Source organism: Pseudomonas sp. B21-035 (assembly GCF_024748945.1).
In the GTDB taxonomy this organism is placed as follows: Bacteria; Pseudomonadota; Gammaproteobacteria; order Pseudomonadales; family Pseudomonadaceae; genus Aquipseudomonas.
The window spans coordinates 854475-870390 of record NZ_CP087179.1; the positions used below are offsets into that span (position 1 = coordinate 854475).

The following is a 15916-nucleotide window of genomic DNA, read 5'->3' on the forward strand; positions in this document are numbered from 1 at the left end:
TTACCCTTGAAGGTGAAATTCAGGCTGTTCGCCCCTGAGTTGGCGCAGGCACTGAAGCGCCGCCTGGGGCGAATCGAGGACAAACAGCGTCTCGTCCGTCCAGGCTTGCAGGGCATGCTTATGAATGCTGACTGCGCGGCCGCACAGGAGTTTCGGAATTTCGACGTCGGCCAGGTTTCTTTGTAAGCGGGCGATGTCCAGCGACTTGTCGATGCTCAGCAGCAACGCCCATGGCCGCAACTGGGCGACCGCCAGGCTCAGCTCGTTGCCCGGTGGTGGCCAGTCGAAGACCTGCACCGGGTAACCGGCATTGCTGGCCAGCCAGGCCGTCAGCCACAGCCGTGGGTCGAAGGCCAGGTCAGAGCCGTTTACCAGCAGCAAGGGGGCGCCGCCGAGCTGATGGTTGTTGTGATAGAGCCGTGCCCCGAGCTTGCTGCGTAGCCACGAGAAAAAGAACACCTGCTCAAGGCCAGTGGCGAATTGGCCCTGCCAGCGCAGTTCGAGGTCGGCAAGCAGCGGCATCAACAGCTGTTCACAGAGGGTTGCCGCCGGGTACAGGGCCATGGCCTGGTTCACCTGCTGCTCAAGCCGGCGCTCGGCGAGGGCGGCGATGGCTTCCTTGAGTTGCTCGCGCAGGGCCTGCCAGTCGCTGCCGGCCGGCGACGGTGACTCCCCCGGGCTGGCTTGCAGCAAGGCTTTGACCTGGCTGACCGCCGCGCCCCGGTCAAGCCAGGTGAGGATCTGCTGGATACGCTGGACGTCTTCCTGGCTGTAGAGGCGATGCCCCTTGCCGGTGCGTTGCGGCACGATCAAGCCGTAACGACGCTCCCACGCACGCAGGGTGACCGGGTTGATACCGGTCAGGCGCGTCACCTCGCGGATCGGCAACAAGGCTTCAGATGGCATTGCGCAGGCTCAGGTTTTCCGGGTGCGGTTGCAAGTACACCTGCTGCGCCAGGTAGGGGTCGGGATGCTTGCGCAAATGATGCTTGAGCAGGGTCAGCGGCACCACCAGCGGCACCACGCCGGCATGGTACTGGCTGATCAGTTGCTGGATTTCCTGCTTGTCGGCGCGGCTCAAGGCATCGCGCAGGTAACCGCTCAGGTGCAACAGTACATTGCTGTGGGTGCCACGGCTGGCGCAGCGGCTCAGGGCCTGGATCAACTGGCTGAAGTAACGCGGGGCGAGCAACTCGGGATCGTCGTCGCGGCCCATGCTGCCCAACAGCTTGCCCAGGACTTTGTACTGCTGCGGGTTGTGCGCCATCAGCTGGTACTTGTAGCGGGAATGAAACGCGATCAGGGCGCCGCGGCTGACGCCAGCGGCGATCAGCTGCTGCCAGTCGGCGTAGGCATATACCCGGGTGATGAAGTTCTCGCGCAGCACCGGATCACAGAGCCTGCCATCTTCTTCCACCGGTAAATCGGGACGCTGCTCACAGAAGGCGGCGGCGAACAACCCGCGGCCGCCCTCGGGCGCTGGATAGCCATTGGCCTGATAGACCTTGACTCGCTCCAGGCCGCAGGAGGGGGATTTGTGCATGAAGATGTAGCCGCAAATATCGTCGAGATCCTTGGCCATCTGCTGCCCGTAAGCGCGCAACGGGCCGGACAGATCCAGGCCGGGGTCGCGGCTGCACACGGCCTGCGGGTCGGCAGGATCACCTACCAGGCGGATGGGTGCACGTGGCACGCCCAGGCCGATGGCGACTTCTGGGCAAACCGGGACCAAATCGAAGTGTTCGCTGAGGACCTCGTTGCACAGGCGCGAGGCTTTGTGGCCGCCGTTGAAACGCACTTCCTGGCCGATCAGGCAGGCGCTGACAGCAATGCGGGGCTTGCGCGGCAGGTCACGAGCGTTCATGAACAGATCCTGAAAAATATTGTACAAATAAAGTTTTATGTACAGGTAAATCCCATCATAGGGGCAAACCTGTGCAAGTCAAACCACTTGTACAACTTTTGTGCAGGATGTCGAAAATGTCAGGCGGGGCTGAACAGGAGCAGCCCCGGCAGCTGTTACTCCAGATGCTCAAGCAGCCGACGGGCCGCTTCCTGGCCGCTGAGCCAAGCGCCTTCGACCCGGCCCGACAGGCACCAGTCGCCACAGGCATACAGGCCCAGGTCAGCGTCGGCCAGGGCGCCCCATTCGTGATTGCTGGCCGGGCGGGCATACAGCCAGCGGTGGGCGAGGGAGAAGTTCGGGGCGGGCACCACGCAGCCGACCAGCTCGGCGAAATCGCCCCACAGTTGCTCGATCACCGCCTCCTTGGGCAGGTCGATGTGCTGCTTGCTCCAGCTGGAAGTGGCATGCAACACCCAGGTGTCCATGTGTTCGTCGCGCCCGGGTTTGCTCCGGTTGCGCGCCAGCCAGTCGAGGGCGCTGCCTTGTACGAAGCAGCCTTGCATCGGGGTGTCGAGCGGGGTGTCGAACGCCAGGGCGATGGCCCAGGTCGGGTCCATCTGCACGCCGGCGGCAGTGGCGGCCAGCTTGGGCGCAGCACTGAGCAACTGGGTGGCCTGAGGCGCCGGCACGGCGACTACCACCCGGCTGAACGGCCCGTGGCTGCAGCCGTCGGTGTCCTGCAGGTGCCAGTACTTCTGGCCGCGATAGACTTCGGCAATACGGCAGCTGAAGTTTACCGTGACATCCTTGAGCAGGCCGCGGGTGATGGCGCTCATGCGCGGCACGCCAACCCAGCGCGTCTGCTCGTCGGGGGAGGGGCTCAGTACGCCATCCTGATAGTGATACAGCTGCGGCTTCCATTCGGCCGCCCAACCGGCCGCTACCCATTGCTGCAACTGGTCGACAAAGCGCCGGTCGCGGGCCGTGAAGTACTGGGCGCCGAGATCAAGGGCGCCGGCATCGCTGCGTTTGCTGGCCATGCGTCCGCCGCTGCCGTGGCCCTTGTCGAACAAATGAACGGTCTGCCCGGCCTTTTGCAACGCCTGGGCGGCGGACAGGCCGGCGATACCGGCCCCGATGATGGCAATAGGTACAGTCATGATGGCCTCTTCGAACCTAATGGTTGCAGACTACGCTGCCCGGCAAACCTGTACAATGCACGAATCCTGTATAAGATGATTCCGCTCGTTACCACAGGTTGGCCTATGTTTATCCGAGAGCGATCGGTCAAAAAAGTGCCTTGTTGTTAAAAATAGACCACTGGCGCGCCATGCGAGGACACAGCCATGCATATATTGCTGACCGGCGGTACCGGGTTGATCGGCCAACACCTGTGTCAGCACTGGCTGGCCCAGGGACATCGGCTGACGGTATGGAGTCGGCGCCCTGAACAGGTGGGCAAGTTGTGTGGCTCCGGGGTGCGTGGCATAGCCCGGCTCGATGAGCTGGCCGATGACGACGGCGTGGACGCGGTGATCAATCTGGCCGGCGCACCGATTGCCGACCGGCCCTGGAGCTCCAGCCGTCGCGCCTTGCTCTGGGCCAGTCGTATCACTTTGACCGAGCAATTGCTGGCCTGGTTGGAGAAGCGTCAGCAGCGCCCCGAGGTACTGATCTCGGGTTCGGCGGTAGGCTGGTATGGCGATGGTGGCGAGCGCGAACTCACCGAGGCTTCGCAGCCGGTCAAGGAGGATTTCGCCAGCCAGCTGTGCATCGCCTGGGAAGAAACCGCCATGGCCGCACAACCGCTGGGGATTCGCGTGGTGCTGGTGCGTACCGGGCTGGTGCTGGCGAGCGAGGGCGGCTTTTTGTCGCGCCTGCGCCTGCCGTTCAAACTCGGGCTGGGCGGGCCTATCGGCGACGGTCGGCAGTGGATGCCGTGGATCCATATACACGACCAGATCGCCCTGATTGATTTTCTCTTGCAGCACAAGGATGCCAGCGGTCCTTATAATGCCTGCGCCCCGGAGCCGGTGCGCAACCGCGAGTTCGCCAGGCGTCTGGGCCGGGCCCTGCACCGCCCGGCATTGATGCCGATGCCGGCGCTGCTGCTCAAGGCCGGGCTGGGCGAATTGTCGACCTTGCTACTGGGCGGGCAACGGGCGCGGCCGGTACGTTTGCTGGCGGCCGGTTTTACCTTCCGCTTCAATGATCTGCAATCGGCCCTGGATGAACTGTCCAGGCGCCTCTGAAATAGGACGTTGCATGACCGATCACGCTTTGCTGCTGGTCAACCTGGGTTCACCGGCCTCCACTTCTGTCGCCGACGTGCGCCGGTACCTCAATCAGTTTCTCATGGACCCCTATGTCATCGACCTGCCGTGGCCGGTGCGGCGGCTGCTGGTGTCGCTGATCCTGATCAAGCGCCCGGAGCAATCGGCCCATGCCTATGCCTCGATCTGGTGGGACGAGGGTTCGCCGCTGGTGGTGCTGACCCGCCGCCTGCAGGCCGCAATGCGCGAGCAGTGGAGCCACGGCCCGGTGGAAATCGCCATGCGCTACGGCGAGCCTTCGTTGCCAACGGTGCTGACGCGCCTGGCCAGCCAGGGCGTGAAGAAGGTCACCTTGGCGCCGCTGTACCCGCAGTTTGCCGACAGCACCGTGACCACGGTCATCGAGCAGGCGAAACAGGTGATTGGCGAGCACAAGCTGCCGCTCGAGATGGCGATTCTGCAGCCGTTCTACGACAAGCCGGAATACATCGACGCCCTGGTAGCCAGCGCGCAGCCATACTTGCAGGAGGATTACGATCACCTGCTGCTCAGCTTCCATGGCCTGCCCGAGCGACACCTGAAAAAACTCGACCCCACCGGCAAGCATTGTTTCCAGGACGCCGATTGCTGCCGCACCGCTTCGCCCGAGGTGCTTGCGGTCTGCTATCGCGGCCAGTGCCTGCGCACCGCCCAGGCGTTCGCGCAGAAGATGGGCATCCCCGACGGCAAGTGGTCGGTGTCGTTCCAGTCAAGGCTGGGGCGGGCGAAGTGGATCGAGCCGTACACCGAAACGCGGTTGGACGAGCTGGGCAAGTCAGGGGTGAAAAAGCTGCTGGTAATGTGCCCGGCGTTTGTCGCCGATTGCATCGAGACCCTGGAAGAGATCGGTGACCGCGGGCGCGAGCAGTTTGTCGAGGCCGGCGGCGAAGAGCTGGTGCTGGTGCCGTGCCTGAATGATCACCCGCAGTGGGTGCAGGCGTTGAAGGGGATGTGCGAAGAGGCTTGAGGGCCTCATCGCGGGTCTAGCCCGCTCCCACAGACTGCTTGGGAGGGGGCTAGACCTTCAGATCAAGGCAACTGATCGTCCAGCGCCTTGTTCTTCCAGCTGTCGTTACCCGGCAGCAGCAGGTTCAAGGCAATAGCCACCACCGCGCACAGGGCGATGCCCTTCAGGCCCCAGTCATCGGGGCCTGTGCCGCTACCGATCAGCACGCCGCCGATACCGAACACCAGGGTTACCGACACGATCACCAGGTTGCGCGCTTCGCTGAGATCGATCTTGTGGCGGATCATGGTGTTCATGCCCACCGCCGCGATCGAGCCGAACAGCAGGCAGAGGATGCCGCCCATTACCGGCACCGGAATGCTCTGCAGCAGCGCGCCGAACTTGCCGATGAAGGCCAGGGTGATGGCAAAGATTGCCGCCCAGGTCATGATCTTCGGGTTGTAGTTCTTGGTCAGCATCACCGCGCCGGTCACTTCGGCGTAGGTGGTGTTGGGCGGCCCGCCGAACAGGCCGGCAGTGGTGGTGGCGATGCCGTCACCGAGCAGGGTGCGGTGCAGGCCAGGCTTTTTCAGGTAGTCGCGGCCGGTCACGCTGCCCACCGCAATCACCCCGCCGATGTGCTCGATCGCCGGCGCCAGGGCCACCGGTACGATGAACAGGATCGCCTGCCAGTTGAACGCTGGCGCGGTGAAGTGCGGCAGCGCCAGCCAGGGCGCGGCGGCGATCTTGGCGGTGTCGACCACGCCAAAGTAGAACGACAGGGCAAAGCCCACCAGCACCCCGGCAATGATCGGCACCAGGCGGAAGATACCCTTGCCGAACACCGCGACGATCAGGGTGGTCAGCAGCGCCGGCATGGAGATCATCATCGCTGTGCCGTACGGCAGCAGCTCGGCGCCGTCACCGGCCTTGCCCATGGCCATGTTGGCGGCAATCGGCGCCATTGCCAGGCCGATCGAGATGATCACCGGGCCGATCACCACCGGTGGCAGCAGGCGGTCGATAAAGCCGGTGCCTTTGATTTTTACCGCAAGGCCGAGGAAGGTGTAGACGAAGCCCGCCGCCATGACCCCGCCCATGGTCTCGGCCAGGCCGAACTGGCCCTTGGCGAGGATGATCGGAGTGATGAAAGCGAAACTCGAGGCCAGGAATACCGGCACCTGACGGCCGGTCACTATCTGAAACAGCAGAGTTCCCAAACCCGCCGTGAACAGCGCGACGTTGGGGTCGAGGCCGGTAATCAGCGGCATCAATACCAGCGCGCCAAAGGCGACGAAGAGCATCTGCGCGCCGGAGACGACCTGGCGCCAGAGCGGGTCGTTGAACTCATCCTGCATGTTCAGGCGTCCTTCTGCTTGGTACCGAAGATCTTGTCACCGGCATCGCCCAGGCCCGGGATGATGTAGCCGTGCTCGTTCAGGCACTGGTCGATCGAGGCAGTGTAGATCTGCACATCCGGGTGGGCTTTCTCGACCACGGCGATGCCTTCGGGGGCGGCAACCAGGACCATCGCGCGGATGTCCTTGCAGCCGGCCTTTTTCAGCAGGTCGATGGTGGCGACCATCGAGGCGCCGGTGGCCAGCATCGGGTCGATGATCAGCGCCAGGCGCTCGTTGATCTCCGGGGCGAGTTTTTCCAGGTAGGTGTGCGCTTCGAGGGTCTCCTCGTTGCGGGCCACGCCCACGGCGCTGACCTTGGCGCCCGGGATCAGGCTGAGCACGCCGTCGAGCATGCCGATGCCGGCGCGCAGGATCGGTACTACAGTAATCTTCTTGCCGGCGATCTTCTCGACCTGGACCTTGCCGCACCAGCCGTCGATTTCGTAGCTTTCCAGCGGCAGGTCTTTGGTTGCTTCGTAGGTCAGGAGCGTGCCGACTTCCTGGGCGAGCTCGCGAAAGTTCTTGGTGCTGATGTCGGCGCGGCGCATCAGGCCGAGCTTGTGGCGGATCAGCGGATGGCGGATCTCACGGGTAGGCATAGGGAAAAGCTCCGGGGGGCGGGCAAAAAAACCGCGCTAGATTAATCTATTCAGCCATGCATGTCCTCAGACTTACTGGACGTTAGTCCAGAAATGCTTGATCTGATGCGACGGGATGCGTACCTTTGCCCGCTTTTCTCAATTGCCGCCCCTTGGAGAGCGCCATGTCCGCCGATCTCGAGCACATCCGTCAAGTCATGCGCGAGGCTGACTGCCTGCACACCGAAGCCGAAGTCGAGGCCGCCATCGCCCGCGTGGGCGCGCAAATCACCGAGGTGCTGGCCGACAGCAACCCGGTAGTGTTCTGTGTGATGAACGGCGGCCTGATCTTCGCCGGCAAACTGCTGACCCATCTGCAATTCCCGCTGGAATCGTCCTACCTGCACGCCACCCGCTACCGCAACCAGACCAGCGGTGGCGACCTGTTCTGGAAGGCCAAGCCGGAAGTCTCGTTTATCGATCGTGACGTGCTGATCATCGACGACATTCTTGACGAAGGTCATACCCTCAGCGCAATCATCGATTTCTGCAAGCATGCCGGTGCCCGCGCCGTGCACACTGCCGTGCTGATCGACAAGGACCACGACCGCAAGGCCAGCGCCGACCTCAAGGCCGACTTCTGCGGCTTGAGCTGTGTTGACCGCTATGTGTTCGGTTATGGCATGGACTACAAAGGCTACTGGCGCAACGCTAACGGTATCTACGCTGTAAAGGGTCTCTGAGGTCCACAGGCGGGGCCGGTCGACCCGGCTTGCCCCGTTTGCCTTACCCCATGCTAGAGTGCCAGGCTGCCCCCAAGGAGCCTGACATGCGTGCGATTTTCCCCCTGCTGTTCCTGCTGAGCATGCCGCTGGCCGCGGCGCCCCTGCACAGCCAGTTCCTGCCGCCCGACGACCTCGGGCTGCGTAAGGAAGTTGCCGATTCGCAGCAGTTGCTGCAGGTCACCAGCTATTCGGTGGTAGTGGGCAACCAGCGCCAGTCCAACCAGCAACCGATTCCGGTCACCTCACCGTTGATTCTGCGCCTCAAGGGCAAGCCGCTGAGCAAGGGCGCGACCATCAGCCAGGTACTGGTCAGCTTCGATGCCGAAAGCAAAAGCCTGAAAAAGCCGGTGTTCGACGACAAAAGCAAAACCCTCACACTCAACTACCCGCTGGCCCAGTACCGGGTGATGCTCGACCTGCTGCGCAACGATACCGTCTATGTGCAGTTCCTCAGCTACCCCAACGGTCACATCTGGGCCGATCTGCATACCGGAAGCGTACGCGCGCGTTGAGTGCCGGCGTTGCCCGGGGGTAAACTGCCGGCCCGTGAAAATGTCCGTGATGGTTCAGTTGGAGTCGGCAATGCGTAAAGACAAGAAGCAAGTGATTGGTGATGAGATCAGTGATGACTACATTAAGTCGTTCCTGCAATACGAGCCGGCCGATGGCGTAACTTCGCCTTCGCATCACAAGCTGATCAAGGGCTACCGCGGCCTGCGCGTCGATGACTTCGAGCGCTATGTCGGCTTCTTCGTCGAGGCTGGTTATGACCTGGACGGCAAGGACGAGCACGGTAAGACCTTCGTCGAAGCCATCGCGGATCAGCGCAATGCGCCCGAGTACACCGAGATCATCGACAAGGCTCGCGGCTGATACCAGCGCCCATAAAAAAACGCCCCGAAGGGCGTTTTTTTATGCCGGCAGATTATGCGTAGCTCTGCGCCGGGCTGCTTTCGACCAGGCCCAGGGCCTCGTCGTTGTACGCACTGATCTTGTGGTACAGGGCAGCGTCGGTGGCCAGGACCTTTTCCCGGGCCGGGAAAATTTCCTTGAGCTTGGCCGCCCAGGCGCCCTTGGCTTGCTCGGGGAAGCAGCGCTCGATCAGATCCAGCATGATCGACACGGTTACCGAAGCACCAGGGGAAGCACCGAGCAGGGCGGCCAGGGAGCCGTCCTTGGCTGCAACCAGTTCGGTACCGAACTGCAGGATGCCGCCTTTTTTCGGGTCTTTCTTGATGATCTGCACGCGCTGGCCAGCCACTTCCAGACGCCAGTCCTCGGCCTTGGCCTCGGGGTAGAAGCGGCGCAGTGAATCCAGGCGCTGCTCCATCGACTGCATCACTTCGCTGACCAGGTACTTGGTCAGGTCCATGTTGTCGCGGGCCACGGCCAGCATCGGGCCGATGTTGCCCATGCGTACCGACAGCGGCAGGTCGAGGAACGAGCCGTGCTTGAGGAACTTGGTGGTGAAGCCTGCGTACGGGCCGAACAGCAGCGAGGTCTTGCCGTCGACCACGCGGGTATCCAGGTGCGGCACCGACATCGGTGGCGAACCTACCGCGGCCTGGCTGTAGACCTTGGCCTGGTGGCGCTTGACCACTTCCGGGTTGTCGCAACGCAGCCACTGGCCGCTGACCGGGAAGCCGCCAAAGCCCTTGCTCTCTTCGATACCCGACAGTTGCAGCAGCGGCAGGGCCGCGCCACCGGCGCCGAGGAACACGAAGCGGGCATCGACTTCACGGCTGCTGCCGCTGTTGACGTCCTTGATGCTGACGGTCCAGCCGCTGCCGTTACGGCGCAGGCCGGTGACTTTCTTGCAGTACTTGACCTGTGCTTCGGGGGCGTTGGCCAGGTGCTTGAGCAGCTTGTTGGTCAGCGCGCCGAAGTTGACGTCGGTGCCTTTCATGACGCGGGTGGCGGCGATCTGCTGGTCGGCAGGGCGACCCGGCATCATCAGCGGCATCCACTCGTTCATCACCGCCTTGTCTTCGGTGTACTCCATTTCGCTGAAGGCGTGGTGCTGCTTGAGCATCTCGAAACGCTTCTTGAGGAAGCTGATGCCCTTCTCGCCCTCGACGTAGCTCAGGTGCGGCACGGGGTTGATGAACGCCCGCGGCGAGCTGAACGCACCCTTTTTGCTCAGGTAGGCCCAGAACTGCCGGGACACCTCGAACTGGGTATTGATATGCACCGCTTTCTTGATATCGATGCTGCCGTCGGCGGCCTGTGGCGTGTAGTTCAGTTCACACAGCCCGGCATGGCCGGTCCCGGCGTTGTTCCACGGGTTGGAACTTTCCGCGGCACCCGAATCCATCAACTCGACGACTTCCAGCTTGATTGCCGGGTCGAGTTCCTTGAGCAGTACGGCCAGGGTGGCACTCATGATGCCTGCCCCTACCAGTACTACATCGACTGCTTCGTTCTGCGCCATTAACGCGTCTCCAAAATCTTCAGCACCAAATTGACAGCATAGGATCCCTGGCTTGCCAGGATCGCCATGTCCGATTATTCGCAGTTTTTGCAACTTCAGCGGACACCACCAACCGGGCTTTGCGTTGCCTATGAACGCATTTTACAGCCGGTGCGGCAATTCGACTTATGGTCAAGGTATCCGTCGTGCGTTATGGACCGGTTTCAGGCACCCATTGCAAATGAGCGCTGTTGCCAGCTGTTCAGGGCTGTTCGGGACACTTTAGGTGCTTTTGCACATGCCAGACTGTTCATTGCTCGCCACACTCTCGTGAAGTTGTGAAAACCCGTTTTTTCACGCTCTTTTGGAGACGTGAACCTCAAAATGGGCTGCGCGATGGCAGACCCGGCAGGTTCAGGCAGAGCAGATGGCCGGATGACGCAGGCACACTGGCTGGTGCAAGACCTGTGTGGAAGGCTCTCTGTGGGCGGTGCGGGGGATGCGCAATGCTGGGCATTGGCGGTACTGCGAGGCCCGATCAGGAGACGTCCTTATAATCGGGGGGAGATTATAGCGATGTCGCGGGCAGAAAAGCTCTTTATTAGCGACTTTTATTGAGGCAAAACTCAGGCGGCGAGGCTGCGTTGCAGCCAGTTTCCACTGACACGCTTTGAAACACGGGCGCTGGCGGGCAGCGGACGGTTGAGCCAGGCCAGGCGAATTTCGCTGATTTCCACCCAGCCACTGGTCGCCGGGGCCTGCGCGCACTGCTTGAAGGCCTGGCAAAGGCCGTGGGCGTCGAGGCGGGCGAAGCAGCGTTGCGGGTTGCGTTTGAACAGCAGGGCCAGGAGCGAGGACATGGCGGGTATCCCTGTGAAGAACTGAGCCTAGGATAACCGGGCAGTGATGAAACGATTGTGACAGCGAACCGGGCCCGGGGATGCCTGTCTTATTCACTAATGGCACGCCGATAGCTGGGCTGCCCCGTGCTGGTTATACTGGCGGCCTTTGCTGCCTATTCTGGAGAGATGAGCATGTTGCAACGTTTGTTGTTCGGTTTGATCGCGGTGACCAGTCTGACCCTGGCCGGTTGTGCCCACAGCCCGCAACAACTCAGCCCGCAACCGAAACTCAACGCCCAGCTGGCGCCGGTCGGTCATGGCCAGCCAGTGGTGGTCAAGGTGGTCGATGGTCGCGCTTCGCAAACCCTCGGCACCCGTGGCGGCCTGTACCCTGAAACCAGCGCCATCACCGTGACCGGCAACGACATCCTGCCAAAACTGCAGGCCCAGGCCGAAGCAGCTGTGCGCCTGCTGGGCTTTACCCCGACGCCGAACGCCTACAACGCGCCGCAGCTGACCGTGACCCTGGCCGAACTCAAGTACCAGTCGCCCAAAGAAGGCATGTACGTGACCGAAGCCACCATCGGCGCAACCTTCAAGGCTGACGTGGCCAACGCCAACCGTCGCTACAGCGGCCGCTACGGCGCGTCGCTGGACCAGCGCTTCGGCATGGCGCCGAACCAGGAAACCAACACCAAGCTGGTGGGTGATGTGCTCAGCGATGCGCTGACCCGCCTGTTCAAGGACCAGGCCATCGGCCAGATCCTCGGCGAATAAGCCTCACCAGCAAAAAGCCCGATGTCTGCATGGCAGGCATCGGGCTTTTGTGTTTTTGCAGGTTCAGGCGGCTTCGACGTAGAAGTCCAGCACGCTGATGCCGGTAGGGCCGTCGACCTCGGGCAGGTCTTCATGGGCATGCCCGCCCAGGGCGCAGTACACCAGCCATTGGCGGTCCTGGACGTTGAACGCCAGGCCGTCGATCAACGCCTGCTGCTCATCGCTCTGGGCGATCAGGTAGAGGCGGTCCTGGTTTTCGGCATGCAGCATGACAAGCTCCGGTGAGTGGCGACGGCCAACAGAGTGGCGTGTCTTGATGACGAGCGTGTGACGCCGGAATTAATCGTCATTTGTCGCAAAGCACAGGCAAGGGCACGGCGCTTGGGTAGAATGCCCGCCGTGTCGAAAGTATCGATGTACTTCTTTTGAGGTTTTGCGATGTCGTTGCAAGTGATCTGGGGGCTGTTCGCCGCCCATCCGGCCAAGCTGATCAATCTGCTGGCCCTGCTGCTGACCTGCCCGGGCGGCCTGCTGCTGCACAGTGCCCGCCGCCGCGCGGCGCAAACCCTGGCGGGCCTGGCTGGCGATGAAGCGGTGATCGATGGCATGAGCCTGCGCATCAACCGCTTCTACTACATTCTTGGCTTTGCCTTCCTGGCGCTGGCCTTGCTGTTGTCCTGGTTCAGCACCTGGGTGTGAAGCCTGCTCCCAAGTTAATTGTGGGAGCGGGCTTGACCCGCGATAAATTTACAACGCCAACCCCGCCTTGACCCGGTACTGATTGCGTACCGGCATCGCATACTGCTGCACCAGGTACGGCCGCTGTTCGGCCGGGCAGGCGTCCAGGCGGCGCTGCCATTCGGCCTGGGCGCGGGCCAGTTCATCGGCCGCAAACACCTTGGCCGCTGCTGGCACCTCCAGCGCCGGGTCGGCATCGGCCCACTGCGCATAGGCCAGGTAATGCACCGGGAACAACCGGTAGCCGGCCAGAATCTGCCGGTCAATCTCTGCTGCCAGTTGCTTGGTGTCCTCGACGAACTCCGTCACCGGCGGGGCAAAGTTGATGTGCACGCGGCCTTTGTAGCCGGTGATGCCCTGGGCGATGCTGATGTCGTCTTCACCCGGCGCCTTGCTGTAGGTGCCGGTGGTGGCGCGGATATACAGCTCGCGGGCCTTGGCCTGGTCGCAGGGGTCGTACTCGTAGCTGATCGACACCGGGCTCAGGTTCAGCGACTGGATCACGGCGCCAAACGGCTCGTCCTTGCGGCTCATGTGGAACATTTTCAGGATTGCCGAATCGGTACGGTCATCACCATCCTTGGCCCGGCCTTCGGCCTGGGCGATCCAGATCGACTGGCCGTCGTTACGGATCGAATGGTTGATGTAGGCCGACAGCAGCTGGTAAGCCGCGAGCTTTTCCCGCCGGCCGGTGATCGAGCGGTGCACGATGAAGCTCTTGTTCAGGCGCATCATGTCGCTGACGAACGGTTTTTGCAGCAGGTTGTCGCCGATGGCGATGCGCGGGGTCGGCAGGCCGGCGTGGTACACGGCATAGTTGACGAAGGCCGGGTCCATGACGATGTCGCGGTGGTTGGCCAGGAACAGGTAGGCGGTACCGGCCTTGAGCTGCTCGACGCCGGTGTAGGTCACGCCGTCGGTTGCCCGCTCGATGGTATGGTCGACGTAGTACTCGACTTTGTCCTGCAGGGTCGAAACGCAGGTGACCCCGGCAAACTCTTTGCGCAGGCGCCGGGCGATCAGCGGCTTGAGCAGCCAGCCGAAGGCCCCGGCCATGCGCGGGAAGCGGAAGTGGGTGAGGATATCGAGGAATGCCGGGTCGCTGAGCAGCCGTGCCAGAACGGCAGGGACTTCAGCGTCGTCGTACGGTCGGATGGCATCGAATTCGCCCATCATGCTCTCTTGTTGGAAACGGCTAGGGTAATAGGTAGGGCCGGGGTCTGAAAAACGGCTCAGACACACTCAGGGCCTGTAAATAGACCGGCAATTATACGCACAAGTCACTCGGGAGGCCGCGATGCTGGAGACAGCGCTTTACGATTGTCCTTATTGTGGTGAAGAAGTCGAGACGACAGTGGACCTGTCGGGCGGTGATCAGGAGTACATCGAAGACTGTCAGGTGTGCTGCAAGCCGATCCGTTTCGTGCTGCAGGTACATGGCGAGGAATGGATGCTGGACGTTTATGGTGAGAATGACTGATGCAGCGAATCTACGACCCTGAAAGCCTGCTCGAAGCACAAATGCTCATCGGCATGCTCGCCAGCGAAGGCATCACAGTGCACCTGGTCGGCCGCGACCTGATGGGCGCCATGGGCGACCTGCCGATGCACGGTTTGCTCGGTTTGGCGGTGGCCGATGAGCAGGCTGCCTGCGCACGCGAGCTGATCGCCGCGTACAATAGCGCCCAGCCACTTGCCGGCGACGAACCGGAGAACATCCCCGGAACCCTGATTTGCTAGGTTTTTGCCCTCATGTGTGGACGTTATGCGCTGTTTCGCTGGTCTCCCGCCTTTGCTGCCCTGCCGGGATTTCCCAGTGACCAGCAGGCGCAATGGAATATCTCCCCCGGCGCCTCGGTGCTGATCCAGCGCCGCCTCGAGGGTGGCCAGCTGGAGCTGGCGCGGGCACGCTGGGGGCTGACCCCGGCCTGGCTCACCGACTTGTCGCGCACCCCGGCCCACGCCCGCGCCGAAACCCTGGCCGAACAGCCGATGTTCCGTGAGGCGTTTCGCCTGCGTCGCTGTCTGCTACCGGCCAACGGCTTTTACGAATGGCGCGGTACCCAGCGCAAGCGGCCGTACTGGCTGACGCCGGGGGAGGGCTCGTCGTTGTTTTTTGCAGCGATCTGGGAGGCATATCCGGTGCAGGATCAGGTCTGGCTGAGTACCGCGGTGGTAACCCAGGCGGCGCTGAACCAGCGCCGGCCGCTGATACTCGATGAGGCCGGGCAGGCTGCCTGGCTCGATCCCGAAACCCCGCCGGCGCGCTTGTACGAGCTGCTGGCGGGCGGCCAGGCGCCGCTGCGTGAGCGGGTGCTGGCCAATATGGTCAATGATCCCAAGCTCAATGGGCCGGAGTGTCTGACCCCGGCTTAAAAGCACCGCGGGTCAAGCCTGCTCCCTCAGCTGACCCTTTGCTCCGTGGGGCTGGCTTTACACCCTGAACTGATTGATCAAGCGCCGCTGTTGCTCGGCCAGCTTGGTCAGCTCGGCGCTGGCGGTACTCGACTCATCCGCCCCGCCAGCCACCTCGTTGGCCACCTGGCCAATATTGATCACGTTACGGTTGATGTCTTCGGCCACCGCGCTCTGCTCTTCGGCAGCACTGGCAATCTGCGTGTTCATGTCGTTGATCACCGACACTGCCTGGGTAATGCTTTCCAGCGCCTGGGCAGCGCGCGCGGCTTGCTGCACGCTGTCGTCGGTCTTGCCCTGGCTGTCTTCCATGACCCGCACCACATCGCGGGTACCTTGCTGCAGTTGCTGGATCATCTGCTGGATTTCTTCGGTGGCCTGCTGGGTTTTCTGCGCCAGGTTGCGCACTTCATCAGCGACCACGGCAAAACCACGGCCCTGCTCACCGGCGCGAGCGGCCTCGATGGCAGCGTTAAGCGCCAGCAGGTTGGTCTGCTCGGCAATCGCGCGGATGGCGGTGAGGATGGCATTGATGTTTTCGCTGTCGCGCGCCAGGTTCTGCACCACACCCACTGCTCGGCCGATTTCCTCGGCCAGGGCGCTGATCGAACTGGAAGTATCGCGCACGATCGCCAGGCCCTGATGTGCGGCCTGGTCAGCATTGCTGGCGGCCTGGGCGGCATGGGTGGCGTTGCGCGCGACGTCCTGGGCGGTAGCGGTCATTTCGTGCACGGCGGTGGCCACCAGATCGATCTCGGCCATTTGTTTGTGTACACCCTGGTTGGTGCGAATGGCGATGTCGGCGGTGTGTTCGGAGGAGTCGCTGACCTTCTGCACCGAGGCCACCACCTGGCTGATCATCGCCTG

The 15916-nt window shown here is 62.5% G+C and carries 20 protein-coding genes; 10 read left to right on the forward strand and 10 right to left on the reverse strand.

The genetic code is table 11. From position 1 onward, the window contains the following. The 3 genes from LOY22_RS03795 to LOY22_RS03805 all read right to left on the reverse strand — a co-directional run bounded on the left by LOY22_RS03795 (nt 1) and on the right by LOY22_RS03805 (nt 3006). Nucleotides 1-906, reverse strand: a complete 906-nt coding sequence (locus LOY22_RS03795; RefSeq protein ID WP_258596395.1) for a MerR family transcriptional regulator — start codon at nt 904-906, stop codon at nt 1-3. After that, nucleotides 896-1864 carry a DUF523 and DUF1722 domain-containing protein gene (locus tag LOY22_RS03800; protein WP_258596397.1) on the reverse strand — a complete coding sequence of 323 codons (969 nt, stop codon included), beginning with the start codon at nt 1862-1864 and terminating at the stop codon, nt 896-898. The genes LOY22_RS03795 and LOY22_RS03800 overlap by 11 nt, the downstream gene beginning before the upstream one ends. A 155-nt stretch (nt 1865-2019) precedes the next feature. Further along, a complete protein-coding gene (locus tag LOY22_RS03805) occupies nt 2020-3006 on the reverse strand; it encodes an NAD(P)/FAD-dependent oxidoreductase (RefSeq protein ID WP_045195999.1) in 987 nt (328 codons plus the stop codon). A 186-nt stretch (nt 3007-3192) separates the two neighbouring features. On the opposite strand from LOY22_RS03805, the gene LOY22_RS03810 reads away from it, so the two are divergent. Beyond that, nucleotides 3193-4098 carry a TIGR01777 family oxidoreductase gene (locus tag LOY22_RS03810; protein ID WP_093387946.1) on the forward strand — a complete coding sequence of 302 codons (906 nt, stop codon included), beginning with the start codon at nt 3193-3195 and terminating at the stop codon, nt 4096-4098. Between the two features lie 13 nt (nt 4099-4111). Beyond that, nucleotides 4112-5125: a ferrochelatase gene (gene hemH, locus LOY22_RS03815; RefSeq protein WP_045196002.1), complete on the forward strand. Its 1014-nt coding sequence runs from the start codon at nt 4112-4114 to the stop codon at nt 5123-5125. Between the two features lie 62 nt (nt 5126-5187). Here the strand turns inward: hemH and LOY22_RS03820 are convergent, their stop codons facing one another. After that, entirely contained in the window at nt 5188-6462 is a 1275-nt protein-coding gene (locus LOY22_RS03820) for a uracil-xanthine permease family protein (RefSeq protein WP_093387948.1), read from the reverse strand. Nucleotides 6463-6464: 2 nt separating this feature from the next. Continuing rightward, complete coding sequence (gene upp, locus LOY22_RS03825; protein ID WP_045196006.1) at nt 6465-7103, reverse strand: uracil phosphoribosyltransferase; 639 nt, start codon at nt 7101-7103, stop codon at nt 6465-6467. A gap of 164 nt (nt 7104-7267) precedes the next feature. Between upp and LOY22_RS03830 the strand changes: the two genes are divergently transcribed. From LOY22_RS03830 to LOY22_RS03840, 3 genes are all read left to right on the forward strand, one after another. Continuing rightward, nucleotides 7268-7825 (forward strand): hypoxanthine-guanine phosphoribosyltransferase, encoded by a 558-nt coding sequence (locus LOY22_RS03830; protein WP_010225758.1) that lies wholly within the window; start codon nt 7268-7270, stop codon nt 7823-7825. Nucleotides 7826-7911: 86 nt separating this feature from the next. Beyond that, entirely contained in the window at nt 7912-8379 is a 468-nt protein-coding gene (locus LOY22_RS03835; protein WP_045196008.1) for a hypothetical protein, read from the forward strand. A gap of 70 nt (nt 8380-8449) precedes the next feature. Then, nucleotides 8450-8740 (forward strand): PA4642 family protein, encoded by a 291-nt coding sequence (locus tag LOY22_RS03840; RefSeq protein WP_045196010.1) that lies wholly within the window; start codon nt 8450-8452, stop codon nt 8738-8740. 52 nt (nt 8741-8792) lie between these two features. Here LOY22_RS03840 and mqo read toward each other — a convergent pair whose 3' ends face one another. Then, on the reverse strand, nt 8793-10298 hold the full coding sequence (mqo, locus tag LOY22_RS03845) for a malate dehydrogenase (quinone) (RefSeq protein ID WP_045196012.1): 1506 nt from the start codon (nt 10296-10298) through the stop codon (nt 8793-8795). Between the two features lie 605 nt (nt 10299-10903). Continuing rightward, entirely contained in the window at nt 10904-11137 is a 234-nt protein-coding gene (locus LOY22_RS03850) for a hypothetical protein (protein ID WP_045196014.1), read from the reverse strand. Between the two features lie 174 nt (nt 11138-11311). On the opposite strand from LOY22_RS03850, the gene LOY22_RS03855 reads away from it, so the two are divergent. Beyond that, the gene (locus LOY22_RS03855) at nt 11312-11896 is read left to right on the forward strand and encodes a YajG family lipoprotein (RefSeq protein WP_038997150.1); all 585 of its coding nucleotides are present in this window, start codon (nt 11312-11314) and stop codon (nt 11894-11896) included. A gap of 63 nt (nt 11897-11959) precedes the next feature. Here the strand turns inward: LOY22_RS03855 and LOY22_RS03860 are convergent, their stop codons facing one another. Further along, complete coding sequence (locus LOY22_RS03860; RefSeq protein WP_045196016.1) at nt 11960-12166, reverse strand: hypothetical protein; 207 nt, start codon at nt 12164-12166, stop codon at nt 11960-11962. Between the two features lie 168 nt (nt 12167-12334). On the opposite strand from LOY22_RS03860, the gene LOY22_RS03865 reads away from it, so the two are divergent. After that, nucleotides 12335-12595, forward strand: coding sequence for a hypothetical protein (locus tag LOY22_RS03865; protein ID WP_045196018.1), 261 nt, complete (start codon nt 12335-12337; stop codon nt 12593-12595). A 48-nt stretch (nt 12596-12643) separates the two neighbouring features. Here the strand turns inward: LOY22_RS03865 and LOY22_RS03870 are convergent, their stop codons facing one another. Further along, a complete protein-coding gene (locus LOY22_RS03870; RefSeq protein WP_045196020.1) occupies nt 12644-13807 on the reverse strand; it encodes a 1-acyl-sn-glycerol-3-phosphate acyltransferase in 1164 nt (387 codons plus the stop codon). 124 nt (nt 13808-13931) lie between these two features. On the opposite strand from LOY22_RS03870, the gene LOY22_RS03875 reads away from it, so the two are divergent. Genes LOY22_RS03875 through LOY22_RS03885 form a run of 3 tightly spaced genes read left to right on the forward strand, consistent with a single transcriptional unit; the run spans nt 13932 to nt 15010 of the window. Next, nucleotides 13932-14114: a CPXCG motif-containing cysteine-rich protein gene (locus LOY22_RS03875; protein ID WP_045196022.1), complete on the forward strand. Its 183-nt coding sequence runs from the start codon at nt 13932-13934 to the stop codon at nt 14112-14114. Next, entirely contained in the window at nt 14114-14374 is a 261-nt protein-coding gene (locus tag LOY22_RS03880; protein WP_038997143.1) for a putative signal transducing protein, read from the forward strand. The genes LOY22_RS03875 and LOY22_RS03880 overlap by 1 nt, the downstream gene beginning before the upstream one ends. Before the next feature lie 12 nt (nt 14375-14386). Continuing rightward, on the forward strand, nt 14387-15010 hold the full coding sequence (locus LOY22_RS03885; RefSeq protein ID WP_045196024.1) for an SOS response-associated peptidase: 624 nt from the start codon (nt 14387-14389) through the stop codon (nt 15008-15010). A 57-nt stretch (nt 15011-15067) separates the two neighbouring features. On the opposite strand, the gene LOY22_RS26985 is transcribed toward LOY22_RS03885, so the two are convergent. Next, nucleotides 15068-15910 (reverse strand): methyl-accepting chemotaxis protein, encoded by an 843-nt coding sequence (locus tag LOY22_RS26985; RefSeq protein ID WP_371128693.1) that lies wholly within the window; start codon nt 15908-15910, stop codon nt 15068-15070. Nucleotides 15911-15916: the final 6 nt, after the last annotated feature.